At 44.4% G+C, this 15,577-nt stretch carries 16 protein-coding genes; 8 read left to right on the top strand and 8 right to left on the bottom strand.

Annotated elements, in window-relative coordinates; translation table 11 throughout:
- Positions 1-39 precede the first annotated feature (39 nt).
- Positions 40-723: a LolA family protein gene (locus tag HBAL_RS00080; RefSeq protein WP_012777876.1), complete on the top strand. Its 684-nt coding sequence runs from the start codon at positions 40-42 to the stop codon at positions 721-723.
- A 332-nt stretch (positions 724-1,055) separates the two neighbouring features.
- Positions 1,056-1,865 (top strand): exodeoxyribonuclease III, encoded by an 810-nt coding sequence (xth, locus tag HBAL_RS00075; protein ID WP_012777875.1) that lies wholly within the window; start codon positions 1,056-1,058, stop codon positions 1,863-1,865.
- A gap of 9 nt (positions 1,866-1,874) precedes the next feature.
- Here the strand turns inward: xth and HBAL_RS00070 are convergent, their stop codons facing one another.
- The gene (locus tag HBAL_RS00070) at positions 1,875-2,561 is read right to left on the bottom strand and encodes a response regulator transcription factor (protein WP_012777874.1); all 687 of its coding nucleotides are present in this window, start codon (positions 2,559-2,561) and stop codon (positions 1,875-1,877) included.
- Positions 2,562-2,666: 105 nt separating this feature from the next.
- On the opposite strand from HBAL_RS00070, the gene HBAL_RS00065 reads away from it, so the two are divergent.
- A complete protein-coding gene (locus HBAL_RS00065) occupies positions 2,667-3,188 on the top strand; it encodes a L,D-transpeptidase family protein (RefSeq protein WP_012777873.1) in 522 nt (173 codons plus the stop codon).
- 7 nt (positions 3,189-3,195) lie between these two features.
- On the opposite strand, the gene HBAL_RS00060 is transcribed toward HBAL_RS00065, so the two are convergent.
- Complete coding sequence (locus HBAL_RS00060) at positions 3,196-3,882, bottom strand: YggS family pyridoxal phosphate-dependent enzyme (protein WP_012777872.1); 687 nt, start codon at positions 3,880-3,882, stop codon at positions 3,196-3,198.
- 1 nt (position 3,883) lies between these two features.
- Here HBAL_RS00060 and HBAL_RS00055 point away from each other — a divergent pair, with 1 nt between their 5' ends.
- Positions 3,884-4,510 carry a thiamine phosphate synthase gene (locus tag HBAL_RS00055; protein WP_083773100.1) on the top strand — a complete coding sequence of 209 codons (627 nt, stop codon included), beginning with the start codon at positions 3,884-3,886 and terminating at the stop codon, positions 4,508-4,510.
- Between the two features lie 17 nt (positions 4,511-4,527).
- Here HBAL_RS00055 and HBAL_RS00050 read toward each other — a convergent pair whose 3' ends face one another.
- On the bottom strand, positions 4,528-4,983 hold the full coding sequence (locus tag HBAL_RS00050) for an NtrZ family periplasmic regulatory protein (RefSeq protein WP_012777870.1): 456 nt from the start codon (positions 4,981-4,983) through the stop codon (positions 4,528-4,530).
- A gap of 115 nt (positions 4,984-5,098) precedes the next feature.
- A complete protein-coding gene (locus HBAL_RS00045; RefSeq protein WP_012777869.1) occupies positions 5,099-6,289 on the bottom strand; it encodes a porin in 1,191 nt (396 codons plus the stop codon).
- Between the two features lie 181 nt (positions 6,290-6,470).
- On the opposite strand from HBAL_RS00045, the gene HBAL_RS00040 reads away from it, so the two are divergent.
- The 4 genes from HBAL_RS00040 (at position 6,471) to holA (ending at position 11,264) form a co-directional block, all read left to right on the top strand.
- Complete coding sequence (locus tag HBAL_RS00040) at positions 6,471-6,923, top strand: DUF3576 domain-containing protein (protein WP_012777868.1); 453 nt, start codon at positions 6,471-6,473, stop codon at positions 6,921-6,923.
- Between the two features lie 158 nt (positions 6,924-7,081).
- A complete protein-coding gene (leuS, locus tag HBAL_RS00035) occupies positions 7,082-9,664 on the top strand; it encodes a leucine--tRNA ligase (RefSeq protein WP_012777867.1) in 2,583 nt (860 codons plus the stop codon).
- Complete coding sequence (locus HBAL_RS00030) at positions 9,661-10,263, top strand: hypothetical protein (RefSeq protein WP_012777866.1); 603 nt, start codon at positions 9,661-9,663, stop codon at positions 10,261-10,263. Before leuS ends, HBAL_RS00030 begins: the two co-directional genes overlap by 4 nt.
- Entirely contained in the window at positions 10,260-11,264 is a 1,005-nt protein-coding gene (gene holA, locus HBAL_RS00025; protein WP_012777865.1) for a DNA polymerase III subunit delta, read from the top strand. Before HBAL_RS00030 ends, holA begins: the two co-directional genes overlap by 4 nt.
- A gap of 1 nt (position 11,265) precedes the next feature.
- Here the strand turns inward: holA and HBAL_RS00020 are convergent, their stop codons facing one another.
- Genes HBAL_RS00020 through mnmG form a run of 4 tightly spaced genes read right to left on the bottom strand, consistent with a single transcriptional unit; the run spans position 11,266 to position 15,545 of the window.
- Positions 11,266-12,234 (bottom strand): ParB/RepB/Spo0J family partition protein, encoded by a 969-nt coding sequence (locus tag HBAL_RS00020; protein WP_012777864.1) that lies wholly within the window; start codon positions 12,232-12,234, stop codon positions 11,266-11,268.
- 1 nt (position 12,235) lies between these two features.
- Positions 12,236-13,036, bottom strand: a complete 801-nt coding sequence (locus HBAL_RS00015; RefSeq protein WP_012777863.1) for a ParA family protein — start codon at positions 13,034-13,036, stop codon at positions 12,236-12,238.
- Entirely contained in the window at positions 13,033-13,683 is a 651-nt protein-coding gene (gene rsmG, locus HBAL_RS00010; protein WP_012777862.1) for a 16S rRNA (guanine(527)-N(7))-methyltransferase RsmG, read from the bottom strand. Before rsmG ends, HBAL_RS00015 begins: the two co-directional genes overlap by 4 nt.
- Positions 13,683-15,545, bottom strand: coding sequence for a tRNA uridine-5-carboxymethylaminomethyl(34) synthesis enzyme MnmG (mnmG, locus tag HBAL_RS00005; protein ID WP_012777861.1), 1,863 nt, complete (start codon positions 15,543-15,545; stop codon positions 13,683-13,685). The genes rsmG and mnmG overlap by 1 nt, the downstream gene beginning before the upstream one ends.
- Positions 15,546-15,577 lie beyond the last annotated feature (32 nt).

The raw sequence follows: 15,577 nt of genomic DNA, 5'->3' as shown, positions 1-15,577 counted from the left end.
CGTCTTGTTTTCGCCGAGCCTGAGTTTAATTCTACCATTATGATTATTGCATCCTCCCTTATCCCGTTATTCATAGCTTTTGCAGCACCTGCTCAAGATGTGGATACTTTGCCAAATCAACAAATTGAAATTGTTGAGAGTGCCAACCAAGCAATTGCCCCCGCTGTTGATTTTCAAAACAACGAACTTCTTACCAAAATCAATGCGAGAATGGCTGATACAAAAACAGCACGCGGCGGCTTCAAACAAACGGACGCAATGGGAGAAATCACAACAGGTGATTTTTATCTTCGGCGTCCAGGGCGCGTTCGTTTTGAATATGCCGCCCCTACCCCGTATTTAATTGTTTCAGATGGAACAACGGTCGCGATTGAGGATAAAGAATTAGACACAATCGATCGTGCACCTTTATCTGCGACGCCGTTAAAGCACTTTCTCAAGAAAACACTCAACCTAGCTGAGGATACAACTATTCTTGATGTCAGATCACTTCCAGATTCCCACCTCGTTGTCATAGAAGACAACCCCAAGAATGGTGATGAAGCTATTGATGGATTAGTTTTTCTGAAATTTTCTAAAGAAAACTATGATCTCATGGGATGGGTGACGATAGATGGGCTTGGAAATGAAACGCGTGTAGATTTATTCGACATGGAATTGAATGGAAATATCAGCCCTCGTCTCTTTGTTCTTGAAGATGAGGACAATAGAGACCGTCGTTAAATGGACGCAGGACTCACAATTAAGCCAACATTGTGTCTGTCGACCTTTTGGTCACACAAAAAAATAAAATAAAACTTATTGTATTTTAGATTTTTATGTGTCAATTTTACCACGTCAGTTTCAATACGAAGGCTTGGTTTCCCCCCGCAGGCTTTTTCTGAACTGATCTGGTTGAAAGGGAGCTATCCCCTCCTCGAATACCACAATTTATCGCGCCCGATTGTTCCCCGCAGTCGGGCGCATTTGTTTGTTCTTCATTTTGTTCATTATTGCTATGCAGCCTTACATTTGATGGCTTGCAATAATTCGCAACGCTCCATAGACCTAAATCTATGACAGATCTTCGTTTAACTTCTTGGAATATAAATTCCGTCCGTTTGCGCATGCCTCGCGTGGCTGATTTTATTGCACGCGAAAAGCCAGATATTTTGTGCCTTCAAGAAATAAAATGCCGCGAAGCGGAATATCCGCTTAAAGCATTTGAAGAGGCCGGCCTCCCCTATGTTGAGATTGCTGGACAAAAAGGAATGCATGGCGTCGCTATTGGGTCGCGGTATCCATTAGAACGGTTAGAAACACCCGATTTCTGTATACGTGAAGAAGCTAGAGCAATATCAGTACGCGTTGCAGGTGTAGAAGTTCACAATCTATATGTGCCAGCTGGTGGTGATGAGCCTGACCCTACAATCAATGATAAATTTGCACACAAGCTTGAATTCCTCGCGCGCATGGAAAAAACTTATTCGGCTCGGTCAAATGATTCACAGCCGCTTATTGTTGTTGGCGATATAAATGTTGCACCCAGAGAGCATGATGTTTGGTCACACAAACAATTGCTGAAAGTTGTCAGTCACACACCAATAGAAACTCAAGCAGTAGATCGTATTCTAAAAGAAGGTGGTTTTGCTGACATTGCTCGCGTGAAGCATGAAGACAAAGAAAAACTGTACTCATGGTGGAGCTATCGCGCAAAAGATTGGGAAAAATCTAACAGAGGCCGCCGCCTAGATCACATTTGGGCAAACAGAGCAGCCACTCCCCTCACCGATCCGGCTAGCTATGAAATTCACAAAGATGACCGCGGCGGTGAAAAACCATCCGATCACGCACCTGTAACGATTAATCTAAAATCTGCTGTTTAAAAGCAAACCCTATAATTGCAGCCTGTATCCACCCGTTTCTGTAATCAACAGATACGCATGTTGTGGGTCAGGTTCAATTTTCTGGCGCAATCGATAGATATGAGTTTCTAGTGTGTGGGTGGTTACATTTGCATTGTAACCCCACACTTCTGATAGAAGCTCTTCCCTCGCAACAGCTTTGCCTTCGGCACGATACAAATATTTCAAAATATTCGTTTCTTTTTCGGTCAGACGTATTTTCTTGCCAGCTTCATCCGTCAAAGACTTCATAGAAGGTCTAAATTCATACGGCCCGACTTTAAAAGTTGCATCTTCGCTTTGTTCAAATGTCCGTAAATGCGCACGCACGCGAGCGAGTAACACTGTGAATTTAAAGGGTTTAGCAACGTAATCATTAGCGCCGGAATCCAAACCAAGCACCATATCTGAATCAGAATCTTGACCCGTCAACATTATGACGGGAACACGAAGACCATGTTTCCGCATTAATTTGCAAGCATCACGGCCATCCATATCAGGCATCTCTACATCGAGTATAACAAGATCTGGCTTTTCAGCTTCAGCCAAGTTCATTCCTTCAGTCGCATTGTGCGCTTGAATTATAGAAAATCCTTCATGCCGCTCAAATTGCTCTGCCAACGCCTCACGCAGGTCATTATCATCATCTACGATAAGAATGGTCTTAATTTGCGACACGTTGATCTCCTCACAATGGTTGTCTTTAGATTATGGTCATAGAATTAAGGCCAAAATCTATACATTAGATTAGAATGTAAGCATTGTTATTGAGTGGTGGAAGAGATGAGTAGCTATTATCACGCGAATTTTAGAGCAAATGAGAGCTCTGTGATCTCTTGGAAGGACAAAAGCTATCGTTGTTCACTTGGAAAAAAAGGGCTAATCCTCGCAAACCTTAAACGCGAGGGAGATAATAAAAGTCCCATTGGTGAATGGCCGATAAGGCGTGTTTTTTATCGGCCAGATAGGCTAAATTGCCCAGAAACTAAGTTAGAAACATTTGCTCTATCTCCCTCAATGGGATGGAGTGACGACCCGGAAGACACAGAAAACTACAATCGTCTTGTGAATCTGCCTTATGCATACAGCCATGAGAAACTTTGGCGTGATGATGGCGTATACGATATTATCGTAGAGCTAGGTTATAATGATCAACCGCCCATTCTGGGAAATGGAAGCGCAATCTTCATGCATATTAAAAGAAATGAGTATGAGGGCACAGAAGGTTGCGTTGCGCTTGCCAAAGAACATTTACTCGAATTACTCGAGGATGCTCAAATAGGCGATTACGTGAAAATTGGCTAAGCTTCGCTTATGCTTTGGGGATGCGCTCACCAAATAATGCAGATCCGACTCTCACATGCGTCGCCCCAAAACCTATTGCAGTTTCAAAATCACTACTCATTCCCATTGATAATTTAGAAATTCCGTTTCGATTTGCTATTTTTCTAAGCAGGGCAAAATGGGGTCCAGCGGGTTCATCAACAGGTGGAATGCACATTAAACCTGATATTTTCAGGCTAAATTCACTGACGATTTGTTTTAAGAAATCATCTACTTCTCCAGGAAGTATACCAGCCTTTTGATCTTCCTCTCCTGTGTTAACTTGAACAAATAATTCTGGGTTTTTTCCAGTTTTCTGTACCGCTTTTGCAATAGACTGGGCAAGCTTCAGCCTATCAATGGTTTCAATGACATCAAATAATCTAACTGCTTCCTCAGCCTTATTGGTTTGCAATGGACCAATCAATCTCAGCTTCAAATCAGGGATTTGTTGTTTACGTTCACCCCAGCGTTCAAACGCTTCTTGAACTCTATTCTCTCCATAGACACGCTGACCTATTGCCAACATATCCTCTATTCTGTTTTCTGGTTGTACTTTGGAAACAGCGGTTAAAGTGATAGATTGCGGGTCCACCCCTTTTGAAAGGGCGGTTTTTTTAATACGTGCTAATATATCTGCGCGTCGCTCGGAAATAGAAAGATCAGGTGTTTGCATCATGAGTTTTGTTGAACCGCAAACTTCCGATCGTCGCAAGCTTCTATCTGTAAATCGTGCATATTTCTTATCTAGAAAACCTGCTCGATTGGAATCTGTTTTACCAGCAAGCATATTTGTAACAGATCCAAACCGAACACCTGATCCGGTTTCCATTGCAAGGCAATTGCCTCAAGGCAGTGGAATACTATATCGGCATTTTGGTAAAAATGATCGTTTCACTATTGGAGAAGAGCTAAAGATCATAGCCAGAAAAAATCGTTTGAAACTGATAATATCTCATGACCCAAAACTCGCTGATTTTATTCAGCCAGATGGAGTCCATTGGCCAAAAAAATACATCAGACACTTTTTACAACATAAACGGTTTTACAAACTTAATACCTGCTCTGCCCATTCATTCAGACAGATTTCAAATGCAGGTAAATTGAATTTTGATGCTTGCTTTGTCTCGGCTGTTTTTCCAAGTCGCAGTCCATCCGCACCCAATGCGATGGGTCCAGCAAAACTAAGGTTTTTGTGTCAGGAGTCGCAAATTCCAATTTACGGATTAGGTGGATTAAACCCTAAAAATGCACATGCAATCATCCAACATGCAGGATATGCAGGTGTCGACGGCTTTACATGAATTCAAATAGTTGAAGTTTAGAAAGAAAAAGCAGACTCGATGCGAACACCAGTTTCATTCTCTTGATCGACCCAGCTTGATGTATCTTGAGAAAGTCTTTCTCCACCAATACTAATCCCGCCACCAATACGGAAGCGAGGTGAGAACTGATAGAAAGCACCAGCTGTGATTTCTTCTTCAGGAAGCACATGCACATCATCACCTGAACGACGTGTCATATCAAGGGTCAGCCCCCAACGACCATTTCCACTCCAAGCCAACCCAAACTCATCAGTTTCAGTAGTAGGTGCGACTAGAAATGATTTCTTTTCAGCATCTTCATTCGCTTTGTAAACAAAACTTTCATACCATTTTATTGGTGCGCTATTTGTTTCAAATTCAGCTACAGTTGACTCAACAACTTGTGGCTCATCAGCCCAAGCAGGTGCAGCAAACATAGCAGCAGAAATTAAAAGACCAGCGAAAAGTTTCATAACAACCCAAATAAAAAATATTTATTCCACACCCTCCTACCTACTACCATCGGCGCCTGTCGGAAAGTGTAATTCCTCCAAAAGTGCGGAATAAAGCTTAAATTTCCTTTAAGTGTTACTCATAACGCACAATAAGCTCGAAAACGGCGCCATTCCCTTCAATTTCTTGGTTAAAAAATTCAGTCTTTGACGAAATGTAAGATACGCCAATATCTACAAATTTGTTGAGAGGCTTAGAAACTCCCAAAGAGAAATTTTCACCCGAGATGTCCAGCAATTTGTCTTTTGCACTTCCAAATTCTGCACCGACGACCCAGTCATTGATTTCCCGCGTTAAACCGATTTCCCATGCACGATAATTAGCATTCTCACTTTCAATGGCATTATCAGCATCTATATACCTACCGCCCAGTTTCCAATCACCTTTTTCAAATTCTGCGCCCCCCCCAATAGCTGCATAATCGCCAAACCTCGAATTAGCACTCGATGAGGTTGCATTTATGCCGGTTAATCCAAGCCTGATTCGAAAATCCTGATCTCTAAACAAATGGGAAAACGATAATCCAGCTTCGTAGACATCTTCCAGATTGGCATTTTTGACGCCTGCCGTATTAACACTAGAGCTAAAATCAACACCTTTAGCATTCGCTTTTGGAGTGTAGGAAGCACCGGCACGAAAGCCAAGCAATCGCGGCGACATATATGTTATTTTGGTGCTGGGTCCGGTCACATCATTTCTGGATCTAACGATAGAAGACGATGTCGCATTTAATCGAGAACTATTTGGACTCCCAAACTGCATCACACGCGGTGGTCTAGCATCCAACCGAGCCGCCGCCCCAATATCTCGTCCGACACTCAATTCTCCCCAACCTGATTTTAGATATAAAAAAGCCTGTTCAAGACTCCCATACGGGCCATAATCTACCTCATTAGAAGAAACTGAAAGTCCTGTTGATGGAGCACGTATTCCAGTAAAATCACTGTTTTCAGCTAATTCATTGGAATCAAACTGCAAATGTCCCGCAAAACCTTGTCGCGTTTCATTATCAATTTGACCACGTATCTCGCCGACAAAACCAAGCGACATACCATTGTCGAAATAGTGTTTTTTTTCAATTCCGACACCAAATTGCGTTGCAAAAGGCTGACTTTCTGAAGAATTATTTTCGTCAATGAGACGACCCAAAAATACAGCTTCCGCATTGAATTCTATAGGATTATCCTGCGCTTGAGCGGATTGCCCAACGCTGCCAGCGCCTGTCGCCACCACAAAAAATCCAGAAATCAGGTTTTGATATTTCATTCCATCTACGTCCTTATTCTGAATGCATATTAATCATGAATCAAATTGACGAAGTCTTATATGTCCGAAACTTATCGCGAAGACCATACATCTCAACACTTGCGCCATAGGGCATCTGCCAGTTAATGAGGTGTTTAGAAATGGTGCAATACCCCGCGCCTCTGACATGGAGTAAAGGCATATGGCCTCTGTAAAGATCACCGGATTCGCAATTTTGGCAGCATCGCTTGCAGCAACTGGCTGTTCGTCGTTTGGCGGTTCTTCTGACCAGGCAACTGTCAGAAAAGTAAGCGCAGACGGTAAACAGCAAGCTGGTATTGGCGTAAATGCTTACCTCTGGCGTGCATCCCTCGATACAATTAGTTTTATGCCTCTAAAATCAGCAGACCCATATGGCGGTGTTATCAATTCAGATTGGTACGCAAACCCAGAATTACCTGATGAGCGTTTTAAAACCACTGTTTACATTCTTGATACAAGATTGCGCGCAGACGGTGTGAAAGTCGCTGTGCAAAAAGAAGTGCTCGTTAACGGCAATTGGCAAACAGCAAATGTCGATGAAGGAACTGGTGCAGCGCTCGAAAACGCAATTTTGAGCCGTGCGCGTGAGCTTCGTTTGTCTTCGATAGAATAGTTCATTCTAACAACTTCAAAATTTCTTGGTCATCAATTCAAATTGACATACCAGATACACCTTATGAAACTCACGCCGTGATCTAAGATTTCGGCGTGTTTGAAATAATATACTTAAAATAGGCATCAAGAACCTACTTGATGGATGGAAGGCGATTTATGGTCTCGCGATATAATGCACGCGAAGTAGAGCCCAAATGGCAAAAAGCGTGGGCAGACGCTCAAATTTTTGAAGCGAAAACTCCTGCAGAAGCTGGCGATATGCCAAAAGCATACGTCCTTGAAATGTTTCCATACCCATCAGGTCGCCTCCACATGGGTCACGTTCGCAATTATGCGATGGGCGATGTTGTTGCCCGTTTTCATATTTCAAATGGCTATAATGTGCTTCATCCAATGGGTTGGGATGCATTTGGAATGCCGGCTGAAAATGCAGCAATGGAAAAAGGTGCTCAACCCGGCGTTTGGACGCATGAAAACATAGACGCCATGAAGGAACAATTTTCTCCTTTGGGACTGTCTCTCGATTGGAAACGCGAATTCGCCACTTGTGATGCAGACTATTATGGCCAGCAACAAAAAATCTTCCTGAAATTTTGGGAAAACAATTTGGTTTTCCGTAAAAAATCGAAGGTGAATTGGGACCCAGTCGACAATACTGTTCTTGCTAATGAACAGGTCATTGATGGCAAGGGCTGGCGTTCAGGTGCCATTGTCGAACAACGCGAGCTTGAGCAATGGACTCTTAAAATAACCCATTATGCTGAAGACCTGTTAAAGGGATTAGACAGCTTAGACCGCTGGCCTGAAAAAGTCCGTACCATGCAAGCCAATTGGATTGGTAAAAGTCTCGGAGCGACCTTTACATGGCCATTTGCTGGTGAAGCACCCAAGGGGCATGAAAAAGGCATAGACGTCTTCACAACGCGCCCTGACACGCTTTTTGGTGCGAGTTTTGTTGCTTTGGCTCCTGATCACGCCATTACAAAAGAATTAGCGAAAACCAACCCAAAAATTGCTGCTTTTATCACTGAAGCAGCGAAAGGTGGAACAACAGAAGAAGCCATAGAAAAAGCACCAAAACTCGGAATTGATCTTGGCTTAAAAGTTAAACACCCTTTCAATCCTGAATGGGAAATACCTGTCTGGTCTGCCAACTTTGTTTTATCAACATATGGATCTGGTGCTGTTTTTGGGTCTCCTGCTGGTGATCAGCGCGATTTAGATTTTGCCCGCAAGTATGACTTGCCAGTCATACCAGTCGTACTCCCAGCGAATGCTGATCCAGAAACCTATACGATAGAGAATGAAGCCTATACTGGAACAGGCACTCTGTTTAACTCTAAATTCCTTGATGGCCTATCGACATCTGAAGGGATTAAAGCTGCAATAGCAAAGCTTGAAGAATTAGGCTTGGGGTCTTCCTCCACGACATACCGTTTGCGTGACTGGGGTATTTCTCGTCAACGCTATTGGGGTTGTCCTATCCCTGCAATCCGTTGTGATGATTGCGGTGTCGTGCCAGTCCCAGAAGACCAGCTTCCGATTAAACTTCCTGATGATCCTGATTTTTCAGCGCCTGGAAATCCGCTCGATCGTCACCCGACTTGGAAGCATACAACTTGTCCAAAATGCGCAAAACCAGCAACGCGTGAAACCGATACTTTAGATACCTTCATGGATTCATCTTGGTATTTCGCGCGCTTTTGTGATTCAGATTCGATTGAACCCGTCAATAAAGAAGCTGCAAGCTATTGGTTACCTGTGGACCAATATATTGGGGGTGTAGAACATGCTATCCTTCATCTTCTATATTCTCGCTTTTTTACAAGAGCCATGCATGATTGCGGAATCATAGACCTTCCAGCCGGTGAGCCATTTGCAGGATTATTCACGCAAGGCATGGTAACTCATGAGACTTACAAATCTTCCGAGGGCAAATGGTTATCTCCTGAAGACATAGAAGAGCGTGACGGCAATCTTGTTGAATTAGAAACAGGAAAGCCTGTTAGCGTTGGACAAATTGAAAAAATGTCCAAATCAAAAAAGAACGTTGTCGACCCGTCTATAATAATTGGAGATTATGGTGCAGACGTCGCGCGCTGGTTCGTATTGTCAGATTCTCCTCCGGAACGCGATGTAGAGTGGACGCAATCAGGCGCTGAAGGTGCTTGGAAATTCATTCAGAAATTGTGGTCCTTGGCCGAGGCTGGCCCCGCTGAAGATGATGGTGAAATTGGCGACGGAGCAGCATCGGAACTCCTTCGTGCTACCCACAAAACAATCGATGGCGTTACACGCGGCATCAAAGATTTTCGTTTCAACACATCCGTCGCTCAAATCCATGAATTCTCAAATACTTTGAAAAAAGCCGAGAATGCGAAAGGCCCCGGTATAGCCACTGCCCGTCGATTTGCGTTGAAAACACTTGCGCAGCTCGTCTCACCTTTTGCACCCCACGTCGCTGAAGAAAGCTGGGCTGCTCTTGGTGGTGAAGGCTTAGTCTCTAGTGCACCTTGGCCTATAGCTGATGAAAAGCTAATGACTTCCGATACATTGACTATGCCGGTTCAAGTTAATGGAAAAAAACGCGGTGAGATAGAAGTCGATAAATCAGCGACAAAAGATGCTGTCGAAGAAATAGCGCTCAGTGATCCCAAAGTAGCGGCATTTCTTGCGGATAAAACCGTGAAGAAAATTATTGTCGTTCCAGGCAGAATTGTGAATATAGTGATCTCATGACCCAGAAACACTTCATTGCTTCTATGTTAATAATCACAACTGCTAGCCTTGGGCTAAGCAGTTGCGGTTTTCAGCCTGTTTATGGAAACGTGGATGCTATGAATGGGCCTATCAAAGTCATGCAAATTGATGGGCGTATCGGGCATAGGTTGCGGCAGGAATTAACACGCACACTTAGTAGCGGACTTCCAGGAATAGAAGATGGTGCATTTTTAACTGTTACCGCAGTAGAAGGTTTGCAACGCTTAAATCTTAAAGCCAATGTTGGGGTCTCTCGCACCACTATAATTGGTACGGCAAATTACACTCTACGAGATATTGAAGGTAGGGTTTTGTTATCCGGATCTGTGAGCGTCCAAACTGATTACGACGTCGCTAATTCTGAATATGGAGATATCGCACTACAAACGGATGCACGAGAACGTGTCGCTTATCTGCTGTCGCGGCGCTTACAAGAACAACTTTCTCTAGATGCAACCTCATCAAGACAAGATATTCAAATGAAGGAAGCAGAGTCCACCCTTACTGAAACTGCAGAAGAAGATGATGCAGCTAAATCTCTTGAGGACAACCAAGATAAACTGGACCGTATTCCTTGAACTTATCAGGCGACAAAGCTCTAAATTTTGTTCAAAGGCCTAAAGCAGGCATAAATGTAGTGCTTGCATTTGGCGAAGATCTTGGCGTCGTGTCAGACGCTGCACAAACGCTAGTTCAGAAATGGCGTAAGGTTGAAAACTCCGAACTCGACATTGTTCGTTTACATGAAGACGAATTGAAGAAAGACCCTGGCTTGCTGACTGAGCATCTTAGCGCAGTTTCTTTGCTAGGTATCAAACAGATCCTTCGCGTGCGATTAAGCAATGAATCGATCGCCAAACAATTGATTGCGATCGTGGACCAAATCGCTACGGGTAAATTATACCCAGAGAATTTTCTCATTCTGGAAGCAGGAGAACTTAAAAAAAGTTCTAAACTTCGCACTAGCTTCTCTACGTCTCCCGATACAGCATGCTTACAATTTTTTGCTGACTCAGACGTCGAGACTAGTGAATACATCCGTATCAAGCTAAGCGATCAAAATATCCAGATTGACGAGCTTGCTCTGGAACAATTTGCAGCCGAGCTACCCGGTGACAGGCGCCTCGCAAATGCAGAGATAGAAAAGCTTAGCCTTTACGCCTTTGACCTTGGTCGCTCAATCCAACCAGATGACATCAAAGCTATCTGCTCTACAGAACAACCGCGCGGCGCTGACAACGCAGCTGACGCAGCTTTAGCGGGCGATATTGATGAAGCCAATAAGTCACTCGACCGTTTTTTGGATGCAGGCGGCTCAGCTATCTCAGCGCTAAGGACACTGCACTACAGACTATTGAGAGTTATCGATGCTCAGTCTGGAGCACGTTTTCTAAGGCCACCAGTATTTGATCGCGACCGACCTGCTTTCAATAAGATGCTAAAAGATTGGGATGCCGCCAGATTAAACCGCGCATTGTCCACCCTGTATGCAGCTGAGAAAACCTGCAAACAAGGTGGCATACCTGCCGAAGCCATTTTAAAGATCGTCATAGATCGCTTCAGCCGTCGTCAGGTGTAGATCAGCGTGTCGTCCGCGCAGAGGTAAGACGCCGACACACATCATCCAACTGCTCTAATTGCGTGTACTGAATTTTGATCTCACCGCCCTTATTGCCCTTATGTTTAATTTCAACATTCAAGCCAAGCGCGTGCGCTAGATCAGATTCCAACGCTTCTGTATCAACGTCTTTATGGCCTGCGGGTTTGGTAGCAGATTTCTCTTTCATACCATTTTCAGCAAGCATTCTGAACTTATGCGCTAATTTTTCGGTATCACGCACAGACAGACCATTTTTCATCACACGCTCTACCACAAGCATAGGATCTGGAGCACCCAATGCCGCCCGTGCATGTCCAGCACTTAGATGACCTTCTCTCAAAAGATCACGCGCTTCATCAGGAAGATTTAATAGCCGGAGCGTATTTGCGATATGAGGACGACTTTTTCCAACATGATCCGCCAGCATATCCTGCGTTCGACCAAACCGTTTGATCAAAGATTGATAAGCTTCCGCTTCCTCTAATGGGTTCAAGTCTGCGCGTTGCACATTCTCGATGACACCAATTTCAAGAACCTCTAACTCATCCAGCTCTTTGATAACAGCCGGTACAGTGCGCAGCCCAGCACGCGTCGCTGCACGCCAGCGGCGCTCTCCAGCAACAATCTGATACTTACCATCGCCCTTATTAGGATCAGGTCGCACGAGAATGGGTTGAATAACGCCCTTAATACGAATGGACGCTTCTAACTCAGCAAGGTCTTCTTCTTTGAAAGTCTGACGCGGTTGGTTTGGGTTTCCAGTAATTGATTTAATCGGAATTTCAAGAGCGTTTAATTTTGCCAAACCAGAACCACTTGCTGGCACTGTTTTCTTTGCCGCTGAATCTGGTTGTAGAGCTTGCTCACCAATCAAATCCATCAATCCACGACCTAGCCGTGATGGTTTCGCTTTAGGCGCTGCATCTTCTTTGTTTATGTCTTTAGCCATATTATGCACGCTCCCGTTCTCTTTGAATCACTTCACTGGCCAGCTTGATATATGCCTCACTACCGGAACATTTGTGATCGTAAAGCAAAGCAGGTTTTCCAAAACCAGGCGCTTCAGACAATCTCACATTCCTTGGAATGACTGTCTCATACACTTTAGAACCAAAGAACGATCTGACGTCTGCTTCGACCTGCGCCGATTGCGCTTGACGCTTGTCATACATCGTCAACACAATACCCTGAATTTCAAGCTCGGCATTCAATGCACCGCGTACAACTTCAACAGTGCGTAGCAATTGACTCAAACCTTCCATCGCAAAAAACTCACACTGCAATGGCACAAGAACCGCATCACAGCCAGTCATGGCGTTTATCGTTAGAGAGCTAAGAGATGGCGGGCAATCAATTAAAACGAAATCATATTCATCGCATTCGCCATTTGCCGCTGCATCTCTATATGCATCCATAGCGTCTTTAAAACGATAAGACCGGCGTGGATCATCAGACAGTTTCGTCTCAACACCAGAGAGGTTTTCATCTCCAGGAATGATGTGAAGCCTTGGTATAACCGTCTCTTTGCAAGCTGCACGTATCTCTGCGCCGTCTATGACAACATCATAGCTGGTAAGATCACGTTCTGACGGTGGTATGCCCAAGCCTGTGGAAGCATTACCTTGAGGGTCAAAATCTATTAGAAGTACTTTGCGGCCCGCTGCTGCGAGGGCAGTTCCTAGATTGATAGAAGTCGTGGTTTTCCCAACGCCTCCTTTTTGGTTCGCTACTGCGATAATCCGTGTGCTCATTTATTTCGACGGTTAAGTCCCTTAACAACCAGAATACGACCTTCGGTATGACTGAAACTCTCATGCAGCTCGTAATCAAACTCCCAGTCAGACTGAGCAATTTCGATTTCTTGCAACACTTCTTTCCCTTTTAGGAATATACAGCTCGCCTTATTAGCGAGGAATCTTTCGCTATAATCGTAGAGTTGGGGCAATGATGCAAGCGCTCTTGACGTGACATGATCGTAAGTTTCACGTGAAACACTCTCAATTCGTGAGTTTTCTACAGAAATATTCAAATTCGCCGCTCTAGCAGCCGCCCTCAGAAATGCGCATTTCTTCCCATTAGATTCTACAAGCGTATATTTTTCTTCGGCATTACCAGATGCACACGCCATAATAAGTGCCGGAAAACCCGCACCAGATCCTAGATCAATCCACTTTGATGCATTATCAGAGCGGTATTGGTAGACCTGTAATGAATCGAGAATATGACGCCGCCAAAGACGATTGCGTTCTAATGGACCAATAAGATTGTGAGTCTTTCGCCACTTATCCAAAACTTCGACAACGATATTTATCTTATCAAATGTTTCACGTGAAACATCTAAATAGTCAGAAAGATCCTTAGAACGGAATCCGTCTTCATCCACCAACGGATTATTCATTAGCTAGCTGCTTTCTGAGACTTCTTCACATACGCCAATAATGCTGTAATTGCACCCGGCGTAACACCTTCAATCCGGCTCGCTTGCCCCAATGTGATGGGTTTTATCAATTCCAGTTTGGACCGCACCTCATGGGACAATCCTCCCACAAGTTTATAATCCAGCGTCTCAGATAATTTTAAACGCTCATCTTTCTGGAAAGATTCAATATCAGCTTTTTGCCGATCAAGATAAGTGGCGTAGATCGCTTCGATTGAAAGCTGTTCCTGAACCTGTTTTGAAAGGTCTAACAGTTCAGGCCATTTCTTAGCAAGTGTCTCATACTCAACGTGTGGGAAAGCTAGCATTTCATACGCACTACGACGACGGCCATCTTGGGTAATCTTGACGCCAATATCAGTCGCTTCATTGGGCGTCATAGCCAATCTTTGAAGCAACTCTCTACCGTGCTGAAGCGCGTTCAGTTTATTGTTGAATGCTGATCTACGGTCCTCGCTAATGATATTCCATTCATCAGCGAAAGGTGTAAGCCGCTGGTCCGCATTATCCGCACGCAGTGACAATCTATATTCAGCGCGCGACGTAAACATGCGATAGGGTTCAGACACGCCGCGTGTCACAAGGTCATCTATCATAACGCCGATATACGCTTGAGAGCGATCGAGAACGACTGGCTCTAAACCCTGTGTCGAACGTGCTGCATTTACACCTGCCATAAGGCCTTGAGCCCCAGCTTCTTCATACCCAGTTGTCCCGTTTATCTGACCAGCCAGATAAAGACCGGGAACTTTCTTCAGCTGTAAATCAGCTTTAAGCTCTCTAGGGTCCACGTAATCATATTCAATAGCATAACCATATTGAACGACTTTGACATTCTCCAAACCCTTCATCGTGCGAAGGAATTTATCCTGCACATCAGCTGGCAATGATGTCGAAATACCATTCGGATAGACAAGATCATCATCTAAGCCTTCGGGCTCTAAGAAAATTTGATGCTGGTTTCTATCTGCAAAGCGCGTGACCTTATCTTCAATAGATGGACAATAGCGCGGTCCTTTACCAGCTATGGCTCCAGAATAGACAGCTGACTTAGAGATATTGTCATTGATCACTTTGTGCGTCTCTTCATTGGTGTAGGTCATTCCACACTCAATTTGAGGCACAGTTATTTTATCCGTCAGGAACGAGAATGGCACTGGATCATCATCGGCCGGCTGCATTTCTAATTGCGACCAATCAATGCTATTTTTATCCAGTCTTGCGGGCGTTCCTGTTTTAAGGCGGCCCATGTCCAAATCCAAACTATAAAGCCGCTTGGAAAGTTCTTTTGCAGGTTGGTCGCCAATACGGCCAGCAGGGATACGCTCTTCGCCGCGATGTATTATTCCATCAAGGAAAGTCCCTGTCGTTAGCACAACAGCTTTGCTTTTATATATCGTTCCGCTTTCGCCAACGACACCTGACAAAACATCGTTTTCAAATGTGAGATCATCAATGCCGTCTTCAATGACGGTCAAATTTTTCTGCGCCTTTACGGCAGCCTGCACAGCATTTCGATAAAGCTTTCTATCCGCTTGTGTACGCGGGCCTTGTACAGCTGGGCCTTTAGATCGATTGAGCAATCGAAACTGAATACCAGACACATCAGCGGCGCGTCCCATAATACCATCAAGGGCGTCAATCTCACGAACGAGGTGTCCTTTGCCCAAGCCGCCAATAGCCGGATTACATGACATCTCACCAATAGTGCTTGCCTTGTGTGTGATAAGCGCAGTGTTCGCTCCAGCGCGCGCAGCAGCTGACGCCGCTTCTACACCAGCGTGTCCACCACCAACAATTATGACATCAAAATCTAAATTCATGCTGACCATCCAAATACCAAGCACAAGCATTT

Source organism: Hirschia baltica ATCC 49814 (assembly GCF_000023785.1).
In the GTDB taxonomy this organism is placed as follows: domain Bacteria; phylum Pseudomonadota; class Alphaproteobacteria; order Caulobacterales; family Hyphomonadaceae; genus Hirschia; species Hirschia baltica.
Note: the sequence above shows the minus strand (reverse complement) of the source record. Positions and strands in the feature narration are given on the sequence as shown.

Excerpts from the sequence above, each read along its gene's own strand:
- HBAL_RS00080 (WP_012777876.1), top strand. The coding sequence starts at position 40 with ATGATTATTGCATCCTCCCTTATCCCGTTATTCATAGCTTTTGCAGCA.
- xth (WP_012777875.1), top strand. The coding sequence starts at position 1,056 with ATGACAGATCTTCGTTTAACTTCTTGGAATATAAATTCCGTCCGTTTG.
- HBAL_RS00065 (WP_012777873.1), top strand. The coding sequence starts at position 2,667 with ATGAGTAGCTATTATCACGCGAATTTTAGAGCAAATGAGAGCTCTGTG.
- HBAL_RS00060 (WP_012777872.1), bottom strand. The coding sequence starts at position 3,882 with ATGCAAACACCTGATCTTTCTATTTCCGAGCGACGCGCAGATATATTA.
- HBAL_RS00055 (WP_083773100.1), top strand. The coding sequence starts at position 3,884 with ATGAGTTTTGTTGAACCGCAAACTTCCGATCGTCGCAAGCTTCTATCT.
- HBAL_RS00050 (WP_012777870.1), bottom strand. The coding sequence starts at position 4,983 with ATGAAACTTTTCGCTGGTCTTTTAATTTCTGCTGCTATGTTTGCTGCA.
- HBAL_RS00045 (WP_012777869.1), bottom strand. The coding sequence starts at position 6,289 with ATGAAATATCAAAACCTGATTTCTGGATTTTTTGTGGTGGCGACAGGC.
- HBAL_RS00040 (WP_012777868.1), top strand. The coding sequence starts at position 6,471 with ATGGCCTCTGTAAAGATCACCGGATTCGCAATTTTGGCAGCATCGCTT.
- leuS (WP_012777867.1), top strand. The coding sequence starts at position 7,082 with ATGGTCTCGCGATATAATGCACGCGAAGTAGAGCCCAAATGGCAAAAA.
- HBAL_RS00030 (WP_012777866.1), top strand. The coding sequence starts at position 9,661 with ATGACCCAGAAACACTTCATTGCTTCTATGTTAATAATCACAACTGCT.
- HBAL_RS00020 (WP_012777864.1), bottom strand. The coding sequence starts at position 12,234 with ATGGCTAAAGACATAAACAAAGAAGATGCAGCGCCTAAAGCGAAACCA.
- HBAL_RS00015 (WP_012777863.1), bottom strand. The coding sequence starts at position 13,036 with ATGAGCACACGGATTATCGCAGTAGCGAACCAAAAAGGAGGCGTTGGG.
- rsmG (WP_012777862.1), bottom strand. The coding sequence starts at position 13,683 with ATGAATAATCCGTTGGTGGATGAAGACGGATTCCGTTCTAAGGATCTT.
- mnmG (WP_012777861.1), bottom strand. The coding sequence starts at position 15,545 with ATGAATTTAGATTTTGATGTCATAATTGTTGGTGGTGGACACGCTGGT.